Below are 16,242 nucleotides of genomic sequence, written 5' to 3'. Positions count from 1 at the left end.
ATCAGCTTCTGACCACAAAACACTAATACTCTATCACATATAAAGCTAACATGCTATGGAATTTTAATTTTTCATGAAAATGGAAATTGATTCATTCTTTTTGGCAAATTGGTGATCGACTTCTTAAATATTCAGTTTTTTCTGAAAATAATGCGGTATATAGCAATTTTTCACTATTCAACCTGAGGTTAATTCTATAGAATAGTTATCAATCACCTTCCGCTAACCATAATATATGACCTATACCCATGGAATATATTGCAGCTTGCTGGCTCTTTGTCCGGCTTGGGAGATTAAGATGCACTTTACGGAAAAGGAGCGAATGCCATGTTTAGCTTCAAAAAATCAATTAGCCGCAAGTTTACGCTTTTGCTGTTTGTCGTTTTGTTACTCACTTCGCTTTTGTTAAGTATCAGCTTCTATGTCAACTCTATTGGTACGATAAACAGCTATGTGATGCCGCAGATCGACAAGTCTCTGACTGCCGCCGCCCAGGATGTATATAAGAACCTGAATGCAACCAGTGCGCAGCAGACGCTTAACAAGAATGAACAGGCACGGACCAATGTCGAATTCTTTTTTGAGGAGAAGCGGAAGAAGCTGGATGTGGAGACCGTCTTCCTTATTGATCTGAAGGAGGGCCAGGCCAAGGTGCTGACTGCGGATCATGGCGCCAAGCTTAAGCCGGACGAAGCCATTGAGGTGTCGCCTGCCATGGAGCAAGCCTCCAAAGGAAAAACCGAACTTAGTGAAATCTATGAAGACAACCACGGTATACATAAGAGTGCCTATGTTGGAGTTCCCGGAACCACAATGATTGTGGCGGTAAGCTCGGATATGGGTTTTGTAAAAGACAAAATGAGCAGCATTCTCTGGACCAGTACAGGCATTACCCTGCTGGCACTTACAATTGGGCTCTCGGCCGCAGCCTACATGAGCCGCAGAATCACCCGCCCGATCACCCAGCTGGCTGCCTACAGCAACAAGCTGGCCGGGGGTGATTTCACTGAAGCGCTCACCCTCAAAGGCACGGATGAAGTTGGCCAGCTCTCTGAAAGCTTCCGCACCATGAGCGAGCGGCTGAAGGAGATGATCGGACATGTGCTGGATACCTCCGGTACGGTAGTCTCCGATTCCAATGATCTGAAGGCACGTGTCCAGATTCTGAATCACATGGCCGAACAGTCGGCATCCTCTGTAGAGGAGATCGGCAAGGGCAGCACCATGATTGCCAGCAGTGCAAGGGATAATTCCCGGGCCATGGATGAGATCAATATGGGCATCCAGCATATCGCTTCCGCCGCCGGTGAAGTCACCGAGCAGATCAGCGAAGCTTCCACGGAAGCCCAGAGCGGCAATGATATTGCCCAGAGTGCAGTGGAGCAGATGCGCCAGGTTGAACAGGCATCCGAACAGTCGCTGGAGCAGTTCCGGATGATGAATGAACGCTCCCTCATGATCGGCGAGGTCGTGCAGGGCATTACCGAGATTACTAAGCAGATTCAGATGCTGTCGCTCAACGCTTCCATTGAAGCCGCCCGCGCGGGCGAGCATGGCCGGGGATTCGCTGTCGTTGCCGGGGAAGTGCGTAAGCTGTCCGAGCAATCCAAGACCTCCAATGAACAGATCCGTGAATTCCTGCTCAGTCTGCAGGAAGATATGAACCATTCGGTATCGGAAATGAACCATGTCAACGCAGAGGTCGCTTCCGGGGTGAATAAGGTTGTAGAAGCAGGCAATGCCTTCAACCACCTGCTGATCCTCATTCAGAGCATCAACCACAGCATCCAGTCCGTATCTGCCGCTACCCAGCAGATCTCCGCAGGCACCGAGGAGGTCAGTGCCTCCGTGGAGGAAACGGCGCAGATTACCGCCAAGTCCCAGCAAAGTGCTGACACCCTTGCCGACAATTCTGCACGCCAGCATGAGGAGCTGGAAGGCCACGCCATGACCGTCGAGCATCTGTATCAGCAGGCGGTGAAGCTGCAGCAGGCGGTCGAGCAGTTTAAGATTTAGCTGGTAGCCTGCCACCTTCCTGTCACCTGCCTGGCGGCTATTACCATTTCAGCCTTCTATATAGTGAATTCCGGGGAATTCCCGGAGGGGTCCGGGCTTGTATGAATGGCAACAGGCTGAGGCTGAGGCTGAGGGATGGGATGGAAACAGGAATGAGACCAGGGATGAGACCAGCTCCAGTAACTCTAACTGTATAACGTACAACTAAAATGGCGGAGATTACGCTTATGGTAAGTTTAATTGTAGTTCATACAATTAAACTCGCCCATATTACTCAAACGAGGGCTCCCTGCTGTTTTTAATTGCACAGAGTACATTTAAGTTGATTTATCTGGGGTTTCGCGGTCTTTTAATTGTACAATATACATTTATAGGCTATGTACCTTAAGACGAATGCGTAGAAAAGTGGCAGGATGAGTTCCAGTGTGAGGGGCATATCTATATAGCAAAAGTTAAAAAGCAGTTCCAGACGCCTCTTGGCTAATGGAACTGCTTTTTGGTCTGATGAGGTTGTGAGATTGGTGTGGTTGAACGGATTGGATTGATTGGATTGGTATATTGGTGCGGTTTTCTGTGAAAATACGTCTGGTACAACCTTCGATAAACGCACAGCCTACGTGGCACATCCAATCCAATTGTGTTCGGTTTTTCGATTACATTTGGCTTACGTGGCGTACCCAGTCCAATTGTGTTCGGTTTTCCGATTACATTCGGCTAACGCCACGTACCCAGTCCAATTGTGTTCGGTTTTTCGATTACATTTGGCTTACGTGGCGTACCCAGTCCAATTGTGTTCGGTTTTTCGATTACATTTGTCTTACGTGGCGTACCCAGTCCAATTGTGTTTGGTTTTTCGATTACATTCGGCCTACGCGGTGCACCCAGTCCAATTGTGTTCGGTTTTTCGATTACATTCGGCCTACGCGGTGCACCCAATCAAATTGTGTTCGGTTTTCCGTTAAAATATGTTAAATAAATGAAAAGACGATGTTCTGTTTTTTAGCCACGCTGCTCATTTTCATGCTGGAGTTGTGCCTTGAAAGACATGTTTGTTTTCGATTGTTTCAATTGGTTTGATTGGATTGATTGGTTTGTTGATTCGATTGGTCCGATTGGCGCGATTGGATTGATTGGTTCGATGTTTTGATTGGTGCCATTGGTTCGATGATTCGATTGGTTGATTGATGCGATTATGTGGCTATGTAGATGGTCCGGTTGATGAAGCAAAGGATGGGGTGGGATCGCCTGCTCAATGCCTGGGTGCCCATAAAATGACGGATACACCGATCACGCAGATGCCCGCTCCGATCCAGTCGTAGAAGTCCGGGGTTTTGCGGTCCACCAGCCAGCCCCACAGCACAGCAAGCACAATGAACACTCCGCCATAAGCGGCGTACACCCGGCCAAAGGATGGGAACTTCTGCAGGGTTGGGATTACTCCATAAGCAATCAGGATGACGGAGCCTGCTAATCCGTACCATAGCGGACGGGATTCCCGCAGCCATAGCCAGATGAGATATCCGCCCCCGATCTCAGCCAGACCGGCCACAATGAACAGAAGCACTGCAAATACCATCTCTTGTCCCCTCCTTCTCTAGTCCTCCAGCTTCTCTAGTTCGCACCTGCCGATAAGCCCATAATCTCATAAACCGCAGCCATGTTCAGATGTGACTTCATCGTATCCGCCAGCCGCTCAAATTCCTGCTCACGCAGAGCAGCGGCCGAGAAGGTTGCGGTTAACGGCGCCAGCCCTTTGGCTATACGAAGCCCGTTCAGCCAGCTCCGGCGCAGCTCATCGTTATGGAACAGCCCATGCAGATAGCTGCCCCAGATTCTGCCGTCCGGAGTTCCCCAGCCCTCTGGCACAGCCAGCTCTTCCGGTGCCGCAATCGTAAACAGGCTCAAGACGGAGGCCGGGTCATGGTTCGTTGTCGTTCCCATATGTATCTCATACCCGGTCACAGGCAGCTCCCCCATTCTTCCGGTACCTGCGGGGCTTAAACGCAGGGGATGGCCCCCAGCCAGCCCTCCGCTCACACGCACCGTAGTCTTCTGCTGGAGAAACGATGTCGAGAGCGGCAGATAGCCGAGACCTTCACTCTCGCCAGGTTCTGCACTCTCTACAGCATCGGGGTCAAGCAGCTTCAATCCCAGCATCTGATATCCGCCGCAGATTCCGGCAAGCTGATGTGTTCCCTGCCCAAGCGCACGTTCTATCGCCTCCGGGAACCCCTGCTCCCTCAGATACTGCAGGTCAGCCGCCGTATTCTTCGTGCCCGGCAGGATGATGACATCCGGTGTTCCAAGCTCGTCTGCCGAGGTAACGTAACGCACGGCAGCATCCGGCTCCTCCTCCAGCGGATCGAAGTCGGTGAAGTTGGATATCCGCGGATAACGGATGACCGCGATATCAAGCTCCTTCGCTGAATCCCCCCGGAAGCGTCCGGACGTTCCTTCCAGAACTACGGAATCCTCTGCCTCAATCCGCAGCTGCGGCAGGAACGGCAGCACGCCCAGCACCGGAATGCCGGTGCGCTCCTCCAGCCAGTCCAGTCCGGGCTGCAGCAGGGAGACATCCCCGCGGAATTTATTGATAACGAAGCCTTTGACCCGGGCGCGTTCCTGTGGCTCCAGCAGCTCCAGCGTACCGACAATGAAGGCAAAGACGCCGCCCCGGTCAATGTCGGCGACCAGCAGCACCGGCGCATCTGCCCAGCCGGCCAGATTCATATTGACGATATCCCGGGCCTTAAGGTTGATCTCAGCCGGGCTGCCCGCGCCTTCCAGCAGCACAATATCATAGGCCTCCCGCAGACGACCCAGCGCATCCATCACGGTCCCTTTGGCTTCGGGGAGGAACTTCTCCCGGTATTCCCTTGCGCTGAGCGCGGCATGGGGCACCCCGTGGACCACGATCTGCGCACTCATCTCACCGGAAGGCTTCAGCAGAATTGGATTCATATCGCTGGTTGCCGTAATGCCGAAGGCTTCCGCCTGCATCCCCTGGGCGCGGCCGATTTCCTTGCCGTCCGCTGTAACATAGGAATTCAGCGCCATATTCTGCGATTTGAACGGGGCCGTACGGTACCCGTCCCTGGTCATGATCCGTCCGATGGCGGCAGTGACCAGGCTTTTGCCGACATCGGACGCGGTCCCCTGGATCATCAGCACAGCGGCAGGCCCGGGCTTCGGCGATAGCGCCGCAGCTTGCTGGGCTGTAGCTTGGCGGGCCGATGGAGCTGCGGCTCGGTGTACCGCTGGAGCTTTTGCTTGACTGGCAGATGGGACTGTAGCTTGACGGGCCGATGGAGCAATAGTCTCGAAATTCGCCTCCGCTGCTTCTCCCGCTCCTGCCTGGGCTGCGGTCTTACCTGCGGATGTGTCTTCCATGTTCATCTTCCTCGCTTTCTTGCTGCGGCCGGAGTTGACGGCGGTGCAGTCCTATTGAGCGCTACGGCGCGGGTTTGATGCTGGTCGGCGAACGCCGAACGATTAGAGCGCTGCGCGGCCTTGAGTGCAGGGCGGCGAACGCCGAACGATTCGAGCGCTATGCGCGCCTTGAGTGCAGGCCGGATGCGGCCTGCTACAGCAGGTTGTGCTGCACCAGCACCAGCACAAGCAGAACCACCGTCTCCAGCAGCTCACACAGCGCGCCGTAGACGTCGCCGGTGAGCCCGCCGAGCCGGCTGCTGACCCGCCGTGCTGCAAGCCTGCCGCAGGCAGCCGCAGCCACCGGCGCCAGGATGGCCGCCGCCGCAAGCAGCGGCCAGGCCCCGCTGCCCGCGCCGAGCGCCAGAGGCGCTGCGGCTGCGGCCAGCGTAAGCAGCGCGGCGCTTAAAAGCGCGCGCCGCTCCAGCCGGGCAGGCAGCCCGCCGAAGGTGGCGGCCAGCCCCTCATTGCCGCGGGCCAGCGGATAGCGGGCCATGGCCCGCACCATGTACCAGCGGCCCCAGACCGGCGGCAGCAGGAGCAGCGGCAGCAGGCTGAAGCTGCCGCCCCCGATAAATGCCGCCAGCAGCGAGGCCTTCAGCAGCAGGAGCAGCACGCAGGCCAGCACGCCCATAGCGCCTACGCGGCTGTCCTTCATAATCTCCAGCATCCGCTCCCGGGAGCGGTAGCTCAGCAGTGCATCGGCGCTGTCCATCCAGCCATCAAGATGCAGCCCGCCGGTCAGACCCACCCACAGGATGAGGGTGATTACAGCGGCGGGCCAGGCCGGCAGCAGCCAGGCTGCCGCTGCGGCGCCAAGTGCGGTGCTGAGTCCGATTGCCGCACCGACAAGCGGATAATAGACCACGCTTGCCCGCAGCAGCCCGGGTGAGAAGTCCGGGCTGTACCTGACCGGGAACCGTGTCAGGAACTGAAAGGCGGCAGCGGCATTTCCCCTCGCACTCACAGAAGATACTCCCGGCTTCTTAGCTCAACCGGTATCCCGGCCGTAACCAGGAATACCTGTTCACAGCGGGCAGCTAAACGGGCGTTCATCCGCCCGGCTAAATCACGGTACAGCCGTCCAAGTGCATATTCCGGCACAATGCCGTCGCCTACTTCATTAGTAACGAGAATAAGCGTCCCCTGGAAGCTGGCGACCCCCTGCTCCAGGGCGGCAATCTCAGACTCTATCCGTTGCTGCCTGTCACTCCGTTCCTCCACGGCCAGCAATTGATTCGACAGCCAAAGCGTCAGACAATCCACCAGCACGGTCTGCCCGCTGCCGGAGAGCCGCTCCAGCAGCGCCGTGAGTGCAAGCGGCTCCTCCAGGGTCTCCCACCGGAAGCCGTCTTCCAGCCGCTGCTGCCGGTGCAGGGCAATTCGCGCCTCCATCTCCTCATCGAATGCTTGTCCGGTCGCCACGTAGACCGCCTGCTGCGGAACGGCCAGCTTCCGGGTCAGGCGCTCGGCGAAGCCGCTTTTGCCGCTGCGTGCCCCTCCGGTTACAAGGATACTCATACGCTCTCCGAGGCGGAGACTCCCGCACTCTCGAAGGTGGCCATCTCCCGCATAATCCGGCTGACCGCATCAATGAAGTGCAGACACAGAGCGCCGCCTGTGCCTTCACCCAGGCGCAGCCCGAGATCCAGCAGGGCCGTATGGCCGAGACGGTCCAGCATCAGCTTATGGCCCTGCTCGCCCGAGACATGGGAAGCGATCATGTAAGCCGTGGATTCCGGCGCCAATGCCTTGGCCACCAAGGCTGCGGCCCCGGAAATGAACCCGTCCAGAATGACCGGAATCCGCAGCGCGGCCGCCCCGATAATCAGACCGGCCAAGCCGGCTATCTCAAGCCCGCCGACCTTGGAGAGCACATCTATGGGGTCTGCCGGATTCGGGGCATTCACCTCCAGGGCGCGTTCGATCACCGTGATCTTGTGCTGCAGCCGCTCATCGCCGATGCCTGTGCCGCGTCCGGCTGCCGCCTCTGCCGGAATCCCTTCCAGTGCACATAATACCGCAGCACTGGCTGTTGTATTGCCGATTCCCATCTCACCGGTAATCAGAAGCTCCGCGCCGTCCTGTACCGCCTCCTGGGCCACCTGAATCCCAACCAGAACCGCGCGCATGGCCTCCTCCCGGCTCATGGCCGGACCTGCTGCCATATTATCCGTACCCCGGCGCACCTTGCGGTCAATAAGCTGCGGGTGGGCTATGTCCCCGTTGATCCCGATGTCCACGAACCGCACCTCTGCGTCGCCCTGGCGGGCCAGCACGTTCACCGCAGCCCCGCCGTTCAGGAAGTTATACGCCATCTGTATGGTGACCTCCTGCGGGAAGGCGCTGACGCCTTCACTGCAGACCCCATGGTCCGCAGCCATAACGACTACCATACGTTTGCCGTAACTGGGCTGCTCATCTCTGGAGATTCCGGCCAGCCGGACAGCCAGCTCCTCCAGCCGCCCGAGACTGCCGGGCGGCTTGGTCAGGCTGTTCAGGCGGAGTACCGCGCGCAGTGCGGCTTGTTCGTCAGGCGGGGTGATTCGTCCGGTTACTTCTTGAATGGCTGCGATCATGATATTGCCTCCTGTCAGATCATGCAGGAGTGATTCCCCTGCAAGTTGAACGGCTACGCCGTCCTTGATATTTCACAAAACCCATCCGGTCCCACAACTCTCTTCAGCTTAAAAACATAAAAAGCCCCCCAACTTCGAAGAAGGGGGCCTCCGCTGAACTGGCTGCAAGCCAATCTACTCTATCTTATCCCTATTTCTTCCTTTAAGGATTATAGGTGATATAAAATAATCTTACAATTAGATTTTTCCCTTCCGGGTGTCCACTTTCATGAAGCCTTCCAGCCGCTCCAGCGCTTCGGTCAGCTTCGCCGTAGAAGCGGCATAGGAGCAGCGGATATATCCTTCTCCACCAGCTCCGAACACATGGCCCGGAACCACTGCAACGCCAGCCTCCTTCAGCAGCTTCAAGGCGAACTCCTCTGATCCCATACCCGTGCGGGCGATGGAAGCGAAGGCGTAGAAGGCTCCCTCCGGCATATGGCAGGACAGTCCGGCGGACCGCAGACCCTCCACCAGCAGCGACCGGCGTTCTCTGAAGCACTCCTTCATCCGGTCTTTATCCGGCAGCGCCGTGCGCAGCGATTCCGTAGCGGCAATCTGACCCAGCACAGGTGCGCACATGGCGGTGTATTGATGGATTTTCAGCATGGCCCCGAGAAGTTCGCGGTTCCCGCAGGCATACCCCACCCGCCAGCCCGTCATGGCAAAAGCCTTCGAGAACCCGCTGATCACCACCGTCCGCTCCTTCATGCCGGGAAGGGAGGCGATACTCACATGTCTTCCGCCATAGGTCAGCTCGGCATAGATCTCATCCGAAATTACGATCAGCCCGTGCTCCTTCACCACTTCAGCGACCGGCAGCCAATCCTCGTAAGTCATGACCGCCCCCGTAGGATTGCTTGGAAAATTCACCATCAGCAGCTTCGTCCGCGGCGTAACCGCCTGCCGCAGCGCTTCGGCTGTAAGCTTGAAGCCCTCCTCCACCCTCGTCTCCACCGTAGCCAGCGTCGCGCCGTTCAGATAAGCGATAGGAGCATAAGCGACATAGCCCGGAGAAGGAATGAGGATCTCATCCCCGGGAGCAATGAACGCACGCAATGCCAGATCCACCGCTTCACTGCTGCCTACCGTAACCAGTATCTCGTCCGCTGGCTCATAGCTCAGTCCGAAGCCGGTCCGCAGATAGCCGGAAATCTCTTCCCGAAGCTCCGGCATTCCACTGTTCGGGGTATACATTGTCTCTCCACGGTCCAGCGCGCGGATACAGGCGGCCCTTACCTGCTCAGGAGTAGCGAAGTCGGGCTCGCCGACCCCAAGTGATATAATATTGTTGTTACCCGCAGCCATATCAAAAAAAGCCCGGATGCCCGAAGGCGGAATGTCCCTTAAGCGGGGAGTAACGAACTCCTCATACAAGGAGCTGCTGCCGTTCAGCAGTGCAGATTGACCTTTTCTCATCGTCTGACACCCCCTGCTTCAGCATATTGCGGCAGATCGTTATCCGGTGAATCCGCCGACTTTCCCTGCAACGGTTCCGGTTCCGGTTCCGGTTCCAGCCCCGCCCCTCCGCGCTCCTGCAGCGATCCGGTTATTATTTTATCCAGCAGGCTACTGAAGGAAATACCAGCCGCTTGAGCACTCTGGGGCAGCAGGCTGGTTGCGGTCATCCCGGGCAGTGTATTCACCTCCAGCACATACGGAATGCCGTCCTTCAGCAACATATCCACTCTGACATACACGGCGCATTTGAGCGCCCGGTAGCAGGTTAACGCCGCCGTCCGCACCCGTTCGTCCACGGCGTCCGGCAGTTCGATGATCCGCTCCTCTGCTCCGCCCTGCTCGTATTTGGCGCTATAATCGAACCAGTCAGCACCCAGGGACTGAATCCCGATTACCGGCAGCATCTCTCCCGCCAGGATCGAGCAGGTAATCTCCTGCCCTGTGATATAACGTTCGATCAGCACCGGGCCCTCTTCGGCACATGCAAAAGCCTTCTCCACCGCCCCCCGCAGCTCCTGCGGATGATTCACCTTGGTCATGCCGATGCTTGAGCCGCCCGAATTCGGCTTGACCATCACTGGATAACCGAGCCGTTCCACGGCTTGCGGTTCGTATTCCTTCATACTGTCCCAGCACAGCCAGTCAGGGGTGGGAATCCCGTGGCTGCGGATCAGCGTCTTCGCCAGACTTTTATCCATACACAAGCTGCTGGAGAGCACCCCGCTCCCGGAATACGGAATACCGAGCGTTTCCAGCGTACCTTGTACGGTGCCATCCTCTCCGTAGGCTCCATGCAGGGCGAGCAGAGCGAAGTCCAGCCCCTTTACGCCTTCCAGCAGCTCTTTACGCGTGGTGATGGGTACAGGAATCCCGATGTATTTTGCCGGGTCCAGCGCCTTCAGCATCTCCCTGCCGGTCTTCATCGACACCTCATATTCAGACGATACGCCGCCCATAATGACACCTACTCTGATCATATCTGCACCTCATCCTCTCATTAGTTGCCGTGCTGTCCTGCCGATAATCTCAATCCCTCTGCGTATATCCTCATCCGCCACTCTGGAGAAGCCCAGCCGCAGCGTGTTCTGCCCTGTACCGTCTGTGAAGAAAATGTCTCCCGCTGTAAAAATAACCCCCTGCGCATGGCACGCCGCCAGCAACTCCCTTGTCCTGAAGCCTTCAGCGAACGTTACAAACAGATGCAGCCCCCCGTCCCCCGACAAGGAGGCATAAGGAATATGCTCGGTGCAGCAGGCCAAGGTCAGCTCGTATTTGCGTTTATACTCCAGCCGGGCCTTCTTCAGATACTTCTCCAGATTGCCGCCCAGCAGGTATTGGTACAGAATAGACTGGTCGAGCGTCGAGGTATGAATGGTGCGTGCCCGCTTGACGCTTTCGAGATAATAGATCAGCTCCTGATCCGCCAGCACCCAGCCCACCCGCAGCCCGGGGAACAGGACCTTGGAGAAGCTGCCGAGGTAAATCACGCTGTTCCCGCCGCCCGCCGCCGCAATGAGCGGAGCCACATGGGCACCAGAATAACGCAGCTCCTCGTTGAACCCGTCCTCAATCACCGGCACGTTGTAGTGCTGCATCAGCTTCATTAGTCCTTGTCTTTTCTCGGGAGACATGACGATGCCGGTGGGATTATGGTAGGAGGGCACCAGATAAGCACAGTCGAATTCCCGCTCCTCCAGCGCCCGCTTCAGCTCTCCCAGGTGGATGCCGTCCCGTTCCATCGTTACCCCGTGAATGCCGAAGCCGTGCAGCTTCAGATTCTTGATCGCCGTATGATGGGTCGGATTCTCGCAGACCACAGCGCCATGCCGCTTGCCAAGAGCCGACAGCACCAAGTCAAAACCCTCCGTGAACCCGTTAGTAATCAGCAGATCCTTCCCGCGCAGATCCACGCCCTTGTGCTCCATATATTGCTTAAGATAGTCTATTAATGGCTTATAGCCTTTTGCATATCCATAATTCAGCAGAACGTTGCCCTCTACGGACATACGTTCCAGAAAAGCTCTCCGGACCTGATCCAGCTCGAAGAGGCGCTCATCCGGGGCGATGCTGGTAAAAGAAATCGTTCCTTTCTCCGCGCGTATCCCCCGCTTCATAATGTCCAGCTCCTCCGCGAGCAGCGCCTGGCTGCTGAGCCGCTCTGTCCAGTCCAGAGTCCAGGAGGCCGCCTCCGGGCCGCTCTGCGCCGCTGCGCCTTGTGAGACATAACTGCCCTGGCCCTGCACCGTGTAGGCGAAGCCATCGTCTTCAAGACTCTCGTAGGCCGAAATTACCGAGTTGCGGCTGACCTTCAGCAAGGTGCTGAGCTCGCGTGTCGAAGGGAGCTTCTGGCCGCCCTGGAGCGCGCTTTTGATAATGAGATGCTTCATATAATCCTTCACCTGGATATATACCGGACGTCCGGCAATGAGCTTGAAATCCTTGAACATCCTGTGATCGCCCCCACAGATATCATGGCACAGACGCAGCCGTAAAAAAAGAACCACCGCCCCGGGATTTTCTTCCGGCCGTGGTTCTATGGATGGGCAAGCGGGGGGACTGGGGACTTCCGGGTGTGGCTGGGGCTATCGAGCGTGATCAGGACTATAGGGCGTGAAACAGCTACCGGGCGTGAATCATGGCTGTCGGACTTGTTCAGGGCTGGCGTGCCTGTTCAGGATTCACCTTGGGTGATCTGTTGTATTTTGTACAGTAGAAGTGGGGAGAACTTATCCTTTTCTGTGTTCTGTTGCACTATGTACATTAGAATTTTGGATTTCCACCCTAATCGGGCCCATTTCCGATATTCTGCTGCAGGAAATACAATAGAATGTGTTTTTGGACCTTTCCCCCCTCATTCTGTTGCACATAGTGCAATCACCTTCTGCTTTTTCAAATTACTCTCAGCTATACCGGACTGTTCCCGGCAATATGGCTACCTTGTTATTCTCAAATCCTTAAAAGTAGCTACACGGCCAATTGGTAAGTCCTGCTCCCCTGCTAATCCGGGCTATATACCCTGCTACTCTCTGCTATTCCCTACTATCCCCTACTATCCCCTGTTATTTCCTGCTTCACCCTGCTGTTTCCAGCCGCTAGATTTCGCATGATATCATACGCCAAACTCCCGCCTGACAGCGAAGATTCATTACCATAACCTCACCCGGAGCCGGGGCCGCTGCTGCATAGAACGTCATGCCTTCGACGATCCGTGCTAGCAGTTGCCGGATTACGCCGCCATGCGTTACCAGCAGCACACGATAAACCTTAGGAACCTGCGTTGACCCTAGCTTCATTGCTGTGGTCTCTGGAGTACATCCACTCGTAATATGTTCTTCCGGCCTTACAGAAGCCTCATGTACCAGCACCGCTCCTGATCCTGTTAGTGCTCCTACATCAGCTCCTGCTTCTACTTTTGCACTTGCTCCTACTCCCGTATCTACTGCTGCTTCTGCACTGGCTCCTGAATTTGCTCCTGCACCTTTTCCTGCATTAGAGTCTTCACCTGCTCCTGTTCTTTCTCCCGCACCTGTAATTGCTCCTACTCCTGTACCTACATCTGCTCCTGCTTCTGCACTTGCCCCTGCCCCTATATCAGCCCCTGCTTCTGCACTTCCACCTGCTCCCGTACTTACTCCTACTCCTGACCATAATCCTGCTTCTGCTTCCCGCTGGAGCAGAGACCAGAAGTTGTCTACACGGGCTGCAAATTCCTCCCACGGCTCACCGTCCGGCGGGGTTACCGACCCGGGATCGTCGATCCAGCTGCGATAATGCCTGTTATCCTTCAGTTGCTCATACGTGCAGCCTTCCCAAGCGCCGAAATCTGCCTCCCGCAGCCGCGGGTCAAAGATCGCCTGCCGCTCCAGATGCGGAGCCATGTCTGCCAGCGTCTCCTTGCATCTGCGCAAGTCACTGCAATAGACGCGGCTGAACTCTCTGCTTAGTACCGGCTGGCTCCTCAGTGCGGACAACTGCTGATGCGCATCCGGGAGCAGCGGCAGATCCGTTTGGCCCAGATAGCGGCGTTCAGCATTCCACTGGGTGTGCCCGTGGCGGATCAGGACCAGTTCCACCTCAATCTGATGTGCCAGATCACTTAGGGCACCGTGTTCTGCCGGGTGCAACTCCTTCAAGTGCCCTCCCTTACTCTTACCCTTATCCCTATCCTTGTCCTTGTCTTCATCCTTGTACTGGTCCTTATACTGGTCCTTATCCTTATACTTATCCTTATCCCTATCCTTGTTCTTGTCCTTGTCCTTGTTCTCGTCCTTACCCTTGCCCTTGCCCTCATTCTCGTCCATCTCCACCCCGCTCAGCCTCCAATCCCATGCCACAGCATAGCGGCGGCTGCACATAAACAGACAAATATGGCGGAAGACAGCATCATCAGCCGCGAAGTTGCTATAATATCCTCCGGCTCCGTCGTCCGCAGCGGATCGCCCATGTAAGCGCGGAAGGAGGTTACGCCATGGTATACATTCTCTCCGCCCAGGCGGATGCCCAGCGCTCCGGCGACCGCCGATTCGGGGTAGCCGCTGTTCGGGCTGGGGTGAAGACGGGCATCCCGCCGCACGGTGCGCCAGCATCTTCGCCAGTCCAGACGCAAGAGCGCCGCACATAAGGTTAGCAATAGCGCTGTAATTCGCGCCGGTATGTAGTTAGCGATGTCGTCCAGCCGGGCAGACGCCCAGCCGAGGTCACGGTATTTATCGTTCTTATAACCGACCATGGAATCCAGCGTGTTCACCGCACGGTAAGCCATAGCTAGCGGTGCCCCGCCCAGCAGGGCGAAGAACAGCGGCGAGAGTATCGCATCCACGATATTCTCCGCCACTGTCTCCACCGTGCCGCGGACAATCTCCGGGCTCTCCAGGTGGGCTGTATCCCGGCCGACGATCATCCCCAGCGCCCTGCGGGCCGCGGGGATATCGCCTTGGCGCAGCTCGGCATACACTGCCATCCCTGCGTCCTTCAGGCCTTTGGAGGCGATCGTCGTGGAGATTAGCCACACTTCGGCAACACCAGCCAGCCAAGGAGATAGGCGGTAGAGCAGAATGACAAGCAGCGTAGTCAGCACCCATGCGCCGCCCGCCACCAGCAACGGAAGCAGCAGGCCAGCCCGCTTAAGGGCACGAGGCGCCGAGGCGAAGCGGCGGATAAACCGCTCTATCGCAGTAATAGCCTTCCCCATGTAGACAACAGGATGGGGAAGCTTGCGCGGATCGCCAACGATCCGGTCCACAACATAAGCAGCTAGTAGAATTAAGGCAAGCCTCACTTCCGCTCACCCCGCAGCTGTGTTTGGCAGTTCTTGCCCGTCATTCCCAGCTGCAGTGTATAGCAGTCCGTTCCCGTCATTCCCGGCCGCCATTCTGAGGCTGCCCGGATAACTGAGCTTGCCCCCTCTGTGCCGACTGTGCCGTTTGTCCGGTTTGTGCCCTGTGCACCGTTTGCCTCATTTGTCCGGTCTGTGCCCTGTGCGCCGTTTGCCTCATTTCTCCAGTCTGCGTCGCGTGCTCCGTTTGCCTCATTTGTCCCGCCTGTACCGCCTGCTCCGTCTGCCTCATTTGTCCCGCCTGTTCCGCCACTACCGCTTGTGCAGCCTGCGGCGCTTCCTCTTGTTCCCTCCGCAGAGTTTCCGCTGCCTTCACCGAACGCAGGCTCTCCGTCACCGCGCAATACACCAGTCTGCCGATAGCTCCGCCAAGGTCGGTAGCGGTTCCGGCATATACATGCTCCGCAGCATAGCGGCGGCTTCCGCTCACTGCAAGCACAATGGCATCCGTAGTGGTTCCGGTGGCAATCAGCCCATTCTCGGAATCGCGGATTCCGAGATCGGCCAGCGCCGCAGCCTTCGCTTCCGTAGCTGTCATCACAGCGTTGACCATGGCCGACGGCGACAGCCATCCGTCAATGCCGAGCATGATATTAATCGTACCCGGACGGTACGCTGCCAGTACGCTGCGCTGCGACCCGGCCCGGGCGGCATTGCCGGCAGCGGCTGTCACGCAGCAGAATATCCCCGCTGATCCGGTATCCTCTTCGGCAACTGCGGCATGTTCCAGCGGAACGGCCGTCATCAGTCCTGCGCATCCTTCTGGCGCATACCCCCATTCGCGCAGCTTATTTTCCATATCCCGTACCGGATTGCTGCATTCATAGTCCCGGGTGACATATTGATTCACTGCCCGCTTCAGGCGTCCTGTGCCTCCGCCATACACCGCGCTCGATATACTCTCCGCCTCAGCCGGGAATTCCAGCAGCAGATGGCCTTCGCGCCAGCCCAGCGTTAGTCCCTGCCAGACCCTGCTCTGATACTCCGTCTCTCCGCCGTTAAGATTAAAGGGTAATTCCACACTCACTTCTTTCACATTACATCCGCTCCTCTCACACAATAAGACTCTTCATAGCTCCACTTTATACAAATATTTGTGTGGGGTACAGTCAAAAGAACAAAATCATCCCGGAGGGCAAACCAACACCTTCCCAAGTTGTGATTAGATCGCCATTCCCGGCTACTTTTCCGCTGAAATGAACTGGTGTATTATATGGCGTTCATGGGGAGCATCCACTCTGTATTATTAGTTGGAAAAACGCTAAGCCTGTTGATTACCTATATTCTGGTAATTAAATCAATAGCATGGGCTAAATAAATCTTCCACTCCACAGGTAGCCTTTGCAGCGTAAATAACCGATCAAACTCGGCGAACGTTAATCT

12 protein-coding genes are annotated in these 16,242 nt (G+C 56.6%); 1 reads left to right on the top strand and 11 read right to left on the bottom strand.

Translation table 11 applies throughout. The features are described from left to right. The first annotated feature begins 327 nt into the window (after positions 1-327). Positions 328-2,016 carry a methyl-accepting chemotaxis protein gene (locus HQN87_RS07720; RefSeq protein WP_173130280.1) on the top strand — a complete coding sequence of 563 codons (1,689 nt, stop codon included), beginning with the start codon at positions 328-330 and terminating at the stop codon, positions 2,014-2,016. 1,249 nt (positions 2,017-3,265) lie between these two features. On the opposite strand, the gene HQN87_RS07715 is transcribed toward HQN87_RS07720, so the two are convergent. The 11 genes from HQN87_RS07715 to HQN87_RS07665 form a co-directional block, all read right to left on the bottom strand. Continuing rightward, positions 3,266-3,592: a YnfA family protein gene (locus HQN87_RS07715; RefSeq protein WP_173130277.1), complete on the bottom strand. Its 327-nt coding sequence runs from the start codon at positions 3,590-3,592 to the stop codon at positions 3,266-3,268. Between the two features lie 35 nt (positions 3,593-3,627). Continuing rightward, positions 3,628-5,181, bottom strand: coding sequence for a cobyric acid synthase (locus HQN87_RS07710; protein ID WP_173131343.1), 1,554 nt, complete (start codon positions 5,179-5,181; stop codon positions 3,628-3,630). A 418-nt stretch (positions 5,182-5,599) separates the two neighbouring features. Then, positions 5,600-6,412: an adenosylcobinamide-GDP ribazoletransferase gene (gene cobS / locus HQN87_RS07705; RefSeq protein ID WP_173130274.1), complete on the bottom strand. Its 813-nt coding sequence runs from the start codon at positions 6,410-6,412 to the stop codon at positions 5,600-5,602. Further along, complete coding sequence (cobU, locus tag HQN87_RS07700) at positions 6,409-6,966, bottom strand: bifunctional adenosylcobinamide kinase/adenosylcobinamide-phosphate guanylyltransferase (RefSeq protein WP_173130271.1); 558 nt, start codon at positions 6,964-6,966, stop codon at positions 6,409-6,411. Before cobU ends, cobS begins: the two co-directional genes overlap by 4 nt. Next, positions 6,963-8,024, bottom strand: coding sequence for a nicotinate-nucleotide--dimethylbenzimidazole phosphoribosyltransferase (gene cobT / locus HQN87_RS07695; RefSeq protein ID WP_173130268.1), 1,062 nt, complete (start codon positions 8,022-8,024; stop codon positions 6,963-6,965). The genes cobU and cobT overlap by 4 nt, the downstream gene beginning before the upstream one ends. A gap of 237 nt (positions 8,025-8,261) precedes the next feature. Beyond that, entirely contained in the window at positions 8,262-9,482 is a 1,221-nt protein-coding gene (locus HQN87_RS07690) for a pyridoxal phosphate-dependent aminotransferase (RefSeq protein ID WP_173130265.1), read from the bottom strand. After that, positions 9,479-10,501, bottom strand: coding sequence for a D-alanine--D-alanine ligase (locus HQN87_RS07685; RefSeq protein WP_216857200.1), 1,023 nt, complete (start codon positions 10,499-10,501; stop codon positions 9,479-9,481). Before HQN87_RS07685 ends, HQN87_RS07690 begins: the two co-directional genes overlap by 4 nt. A 9-nt stretch (positions 10,502-10,510) precedes the next feature. Then, a complete protein-coding gene (locus HQN87_RS07680) occupies positions 10,511-11,971 on the bottom strand; it encodes an aminotransferase-like domain-containing protein (RefSeq protein WP_173130263.1) in 1,461 nt (486 codons plus the stop codon). 645 nt (positions 11,972-12,616) lie between these two features. Beyond that, a complete protein-coding gene (locus tag HQN87_RS07675; protein ID WP_173130260.1) occupies positions 12,617-13,825 on the bottom strand; it encodes a histidine phosphatase family protein in 1,209 nt (402 codons plus the stop codon). Between the two features lie 11 nt (positions 13,826-13,836). Beyond that, a complete protein-coding gene (gene cbiB / locus HQN87_RS07670) occupies positions 13,837-14,802 on the bottom strand; it encodes an adenosylcobinamide-phosphate synthase CbiB (RefSeq protein ID WP_173130257.1) in 966 nt (321 codons plus the stop codon). A 76-nt stretch (positions 14,803-14,878) separates the two neighbouring features. Next, positions 14,879-15,895, bottom strand: a complete 1,017-nt coding sequence (locus HQN87_RS07665) for an adenosylcobinamide amidohydrolase (protein WP_367272672.1) — start codon at positions 15,893-15,895, stop codon at positions 14,879-14,881. Positions 15,896-16,242 lie beyond the last annotated feature (347 nt).

It is taken from the genome of Paenibacillus tritici (genome assembly GCF_013204885.1).
In the GTDB taxonomy this organism is placed as follows: domain Bacteria; phylum Bacillota; class Bacilli; order Paenibacillales; family Paenibacillaceae; genus Paenibacillus_AQ; species Paenibacillus_AQ tritici.
The sequence above is the reverse complement of the archived record's forward strand: the minus strand, read 5'-3'. Positions and strand labels throughout refer to the sequence as shown.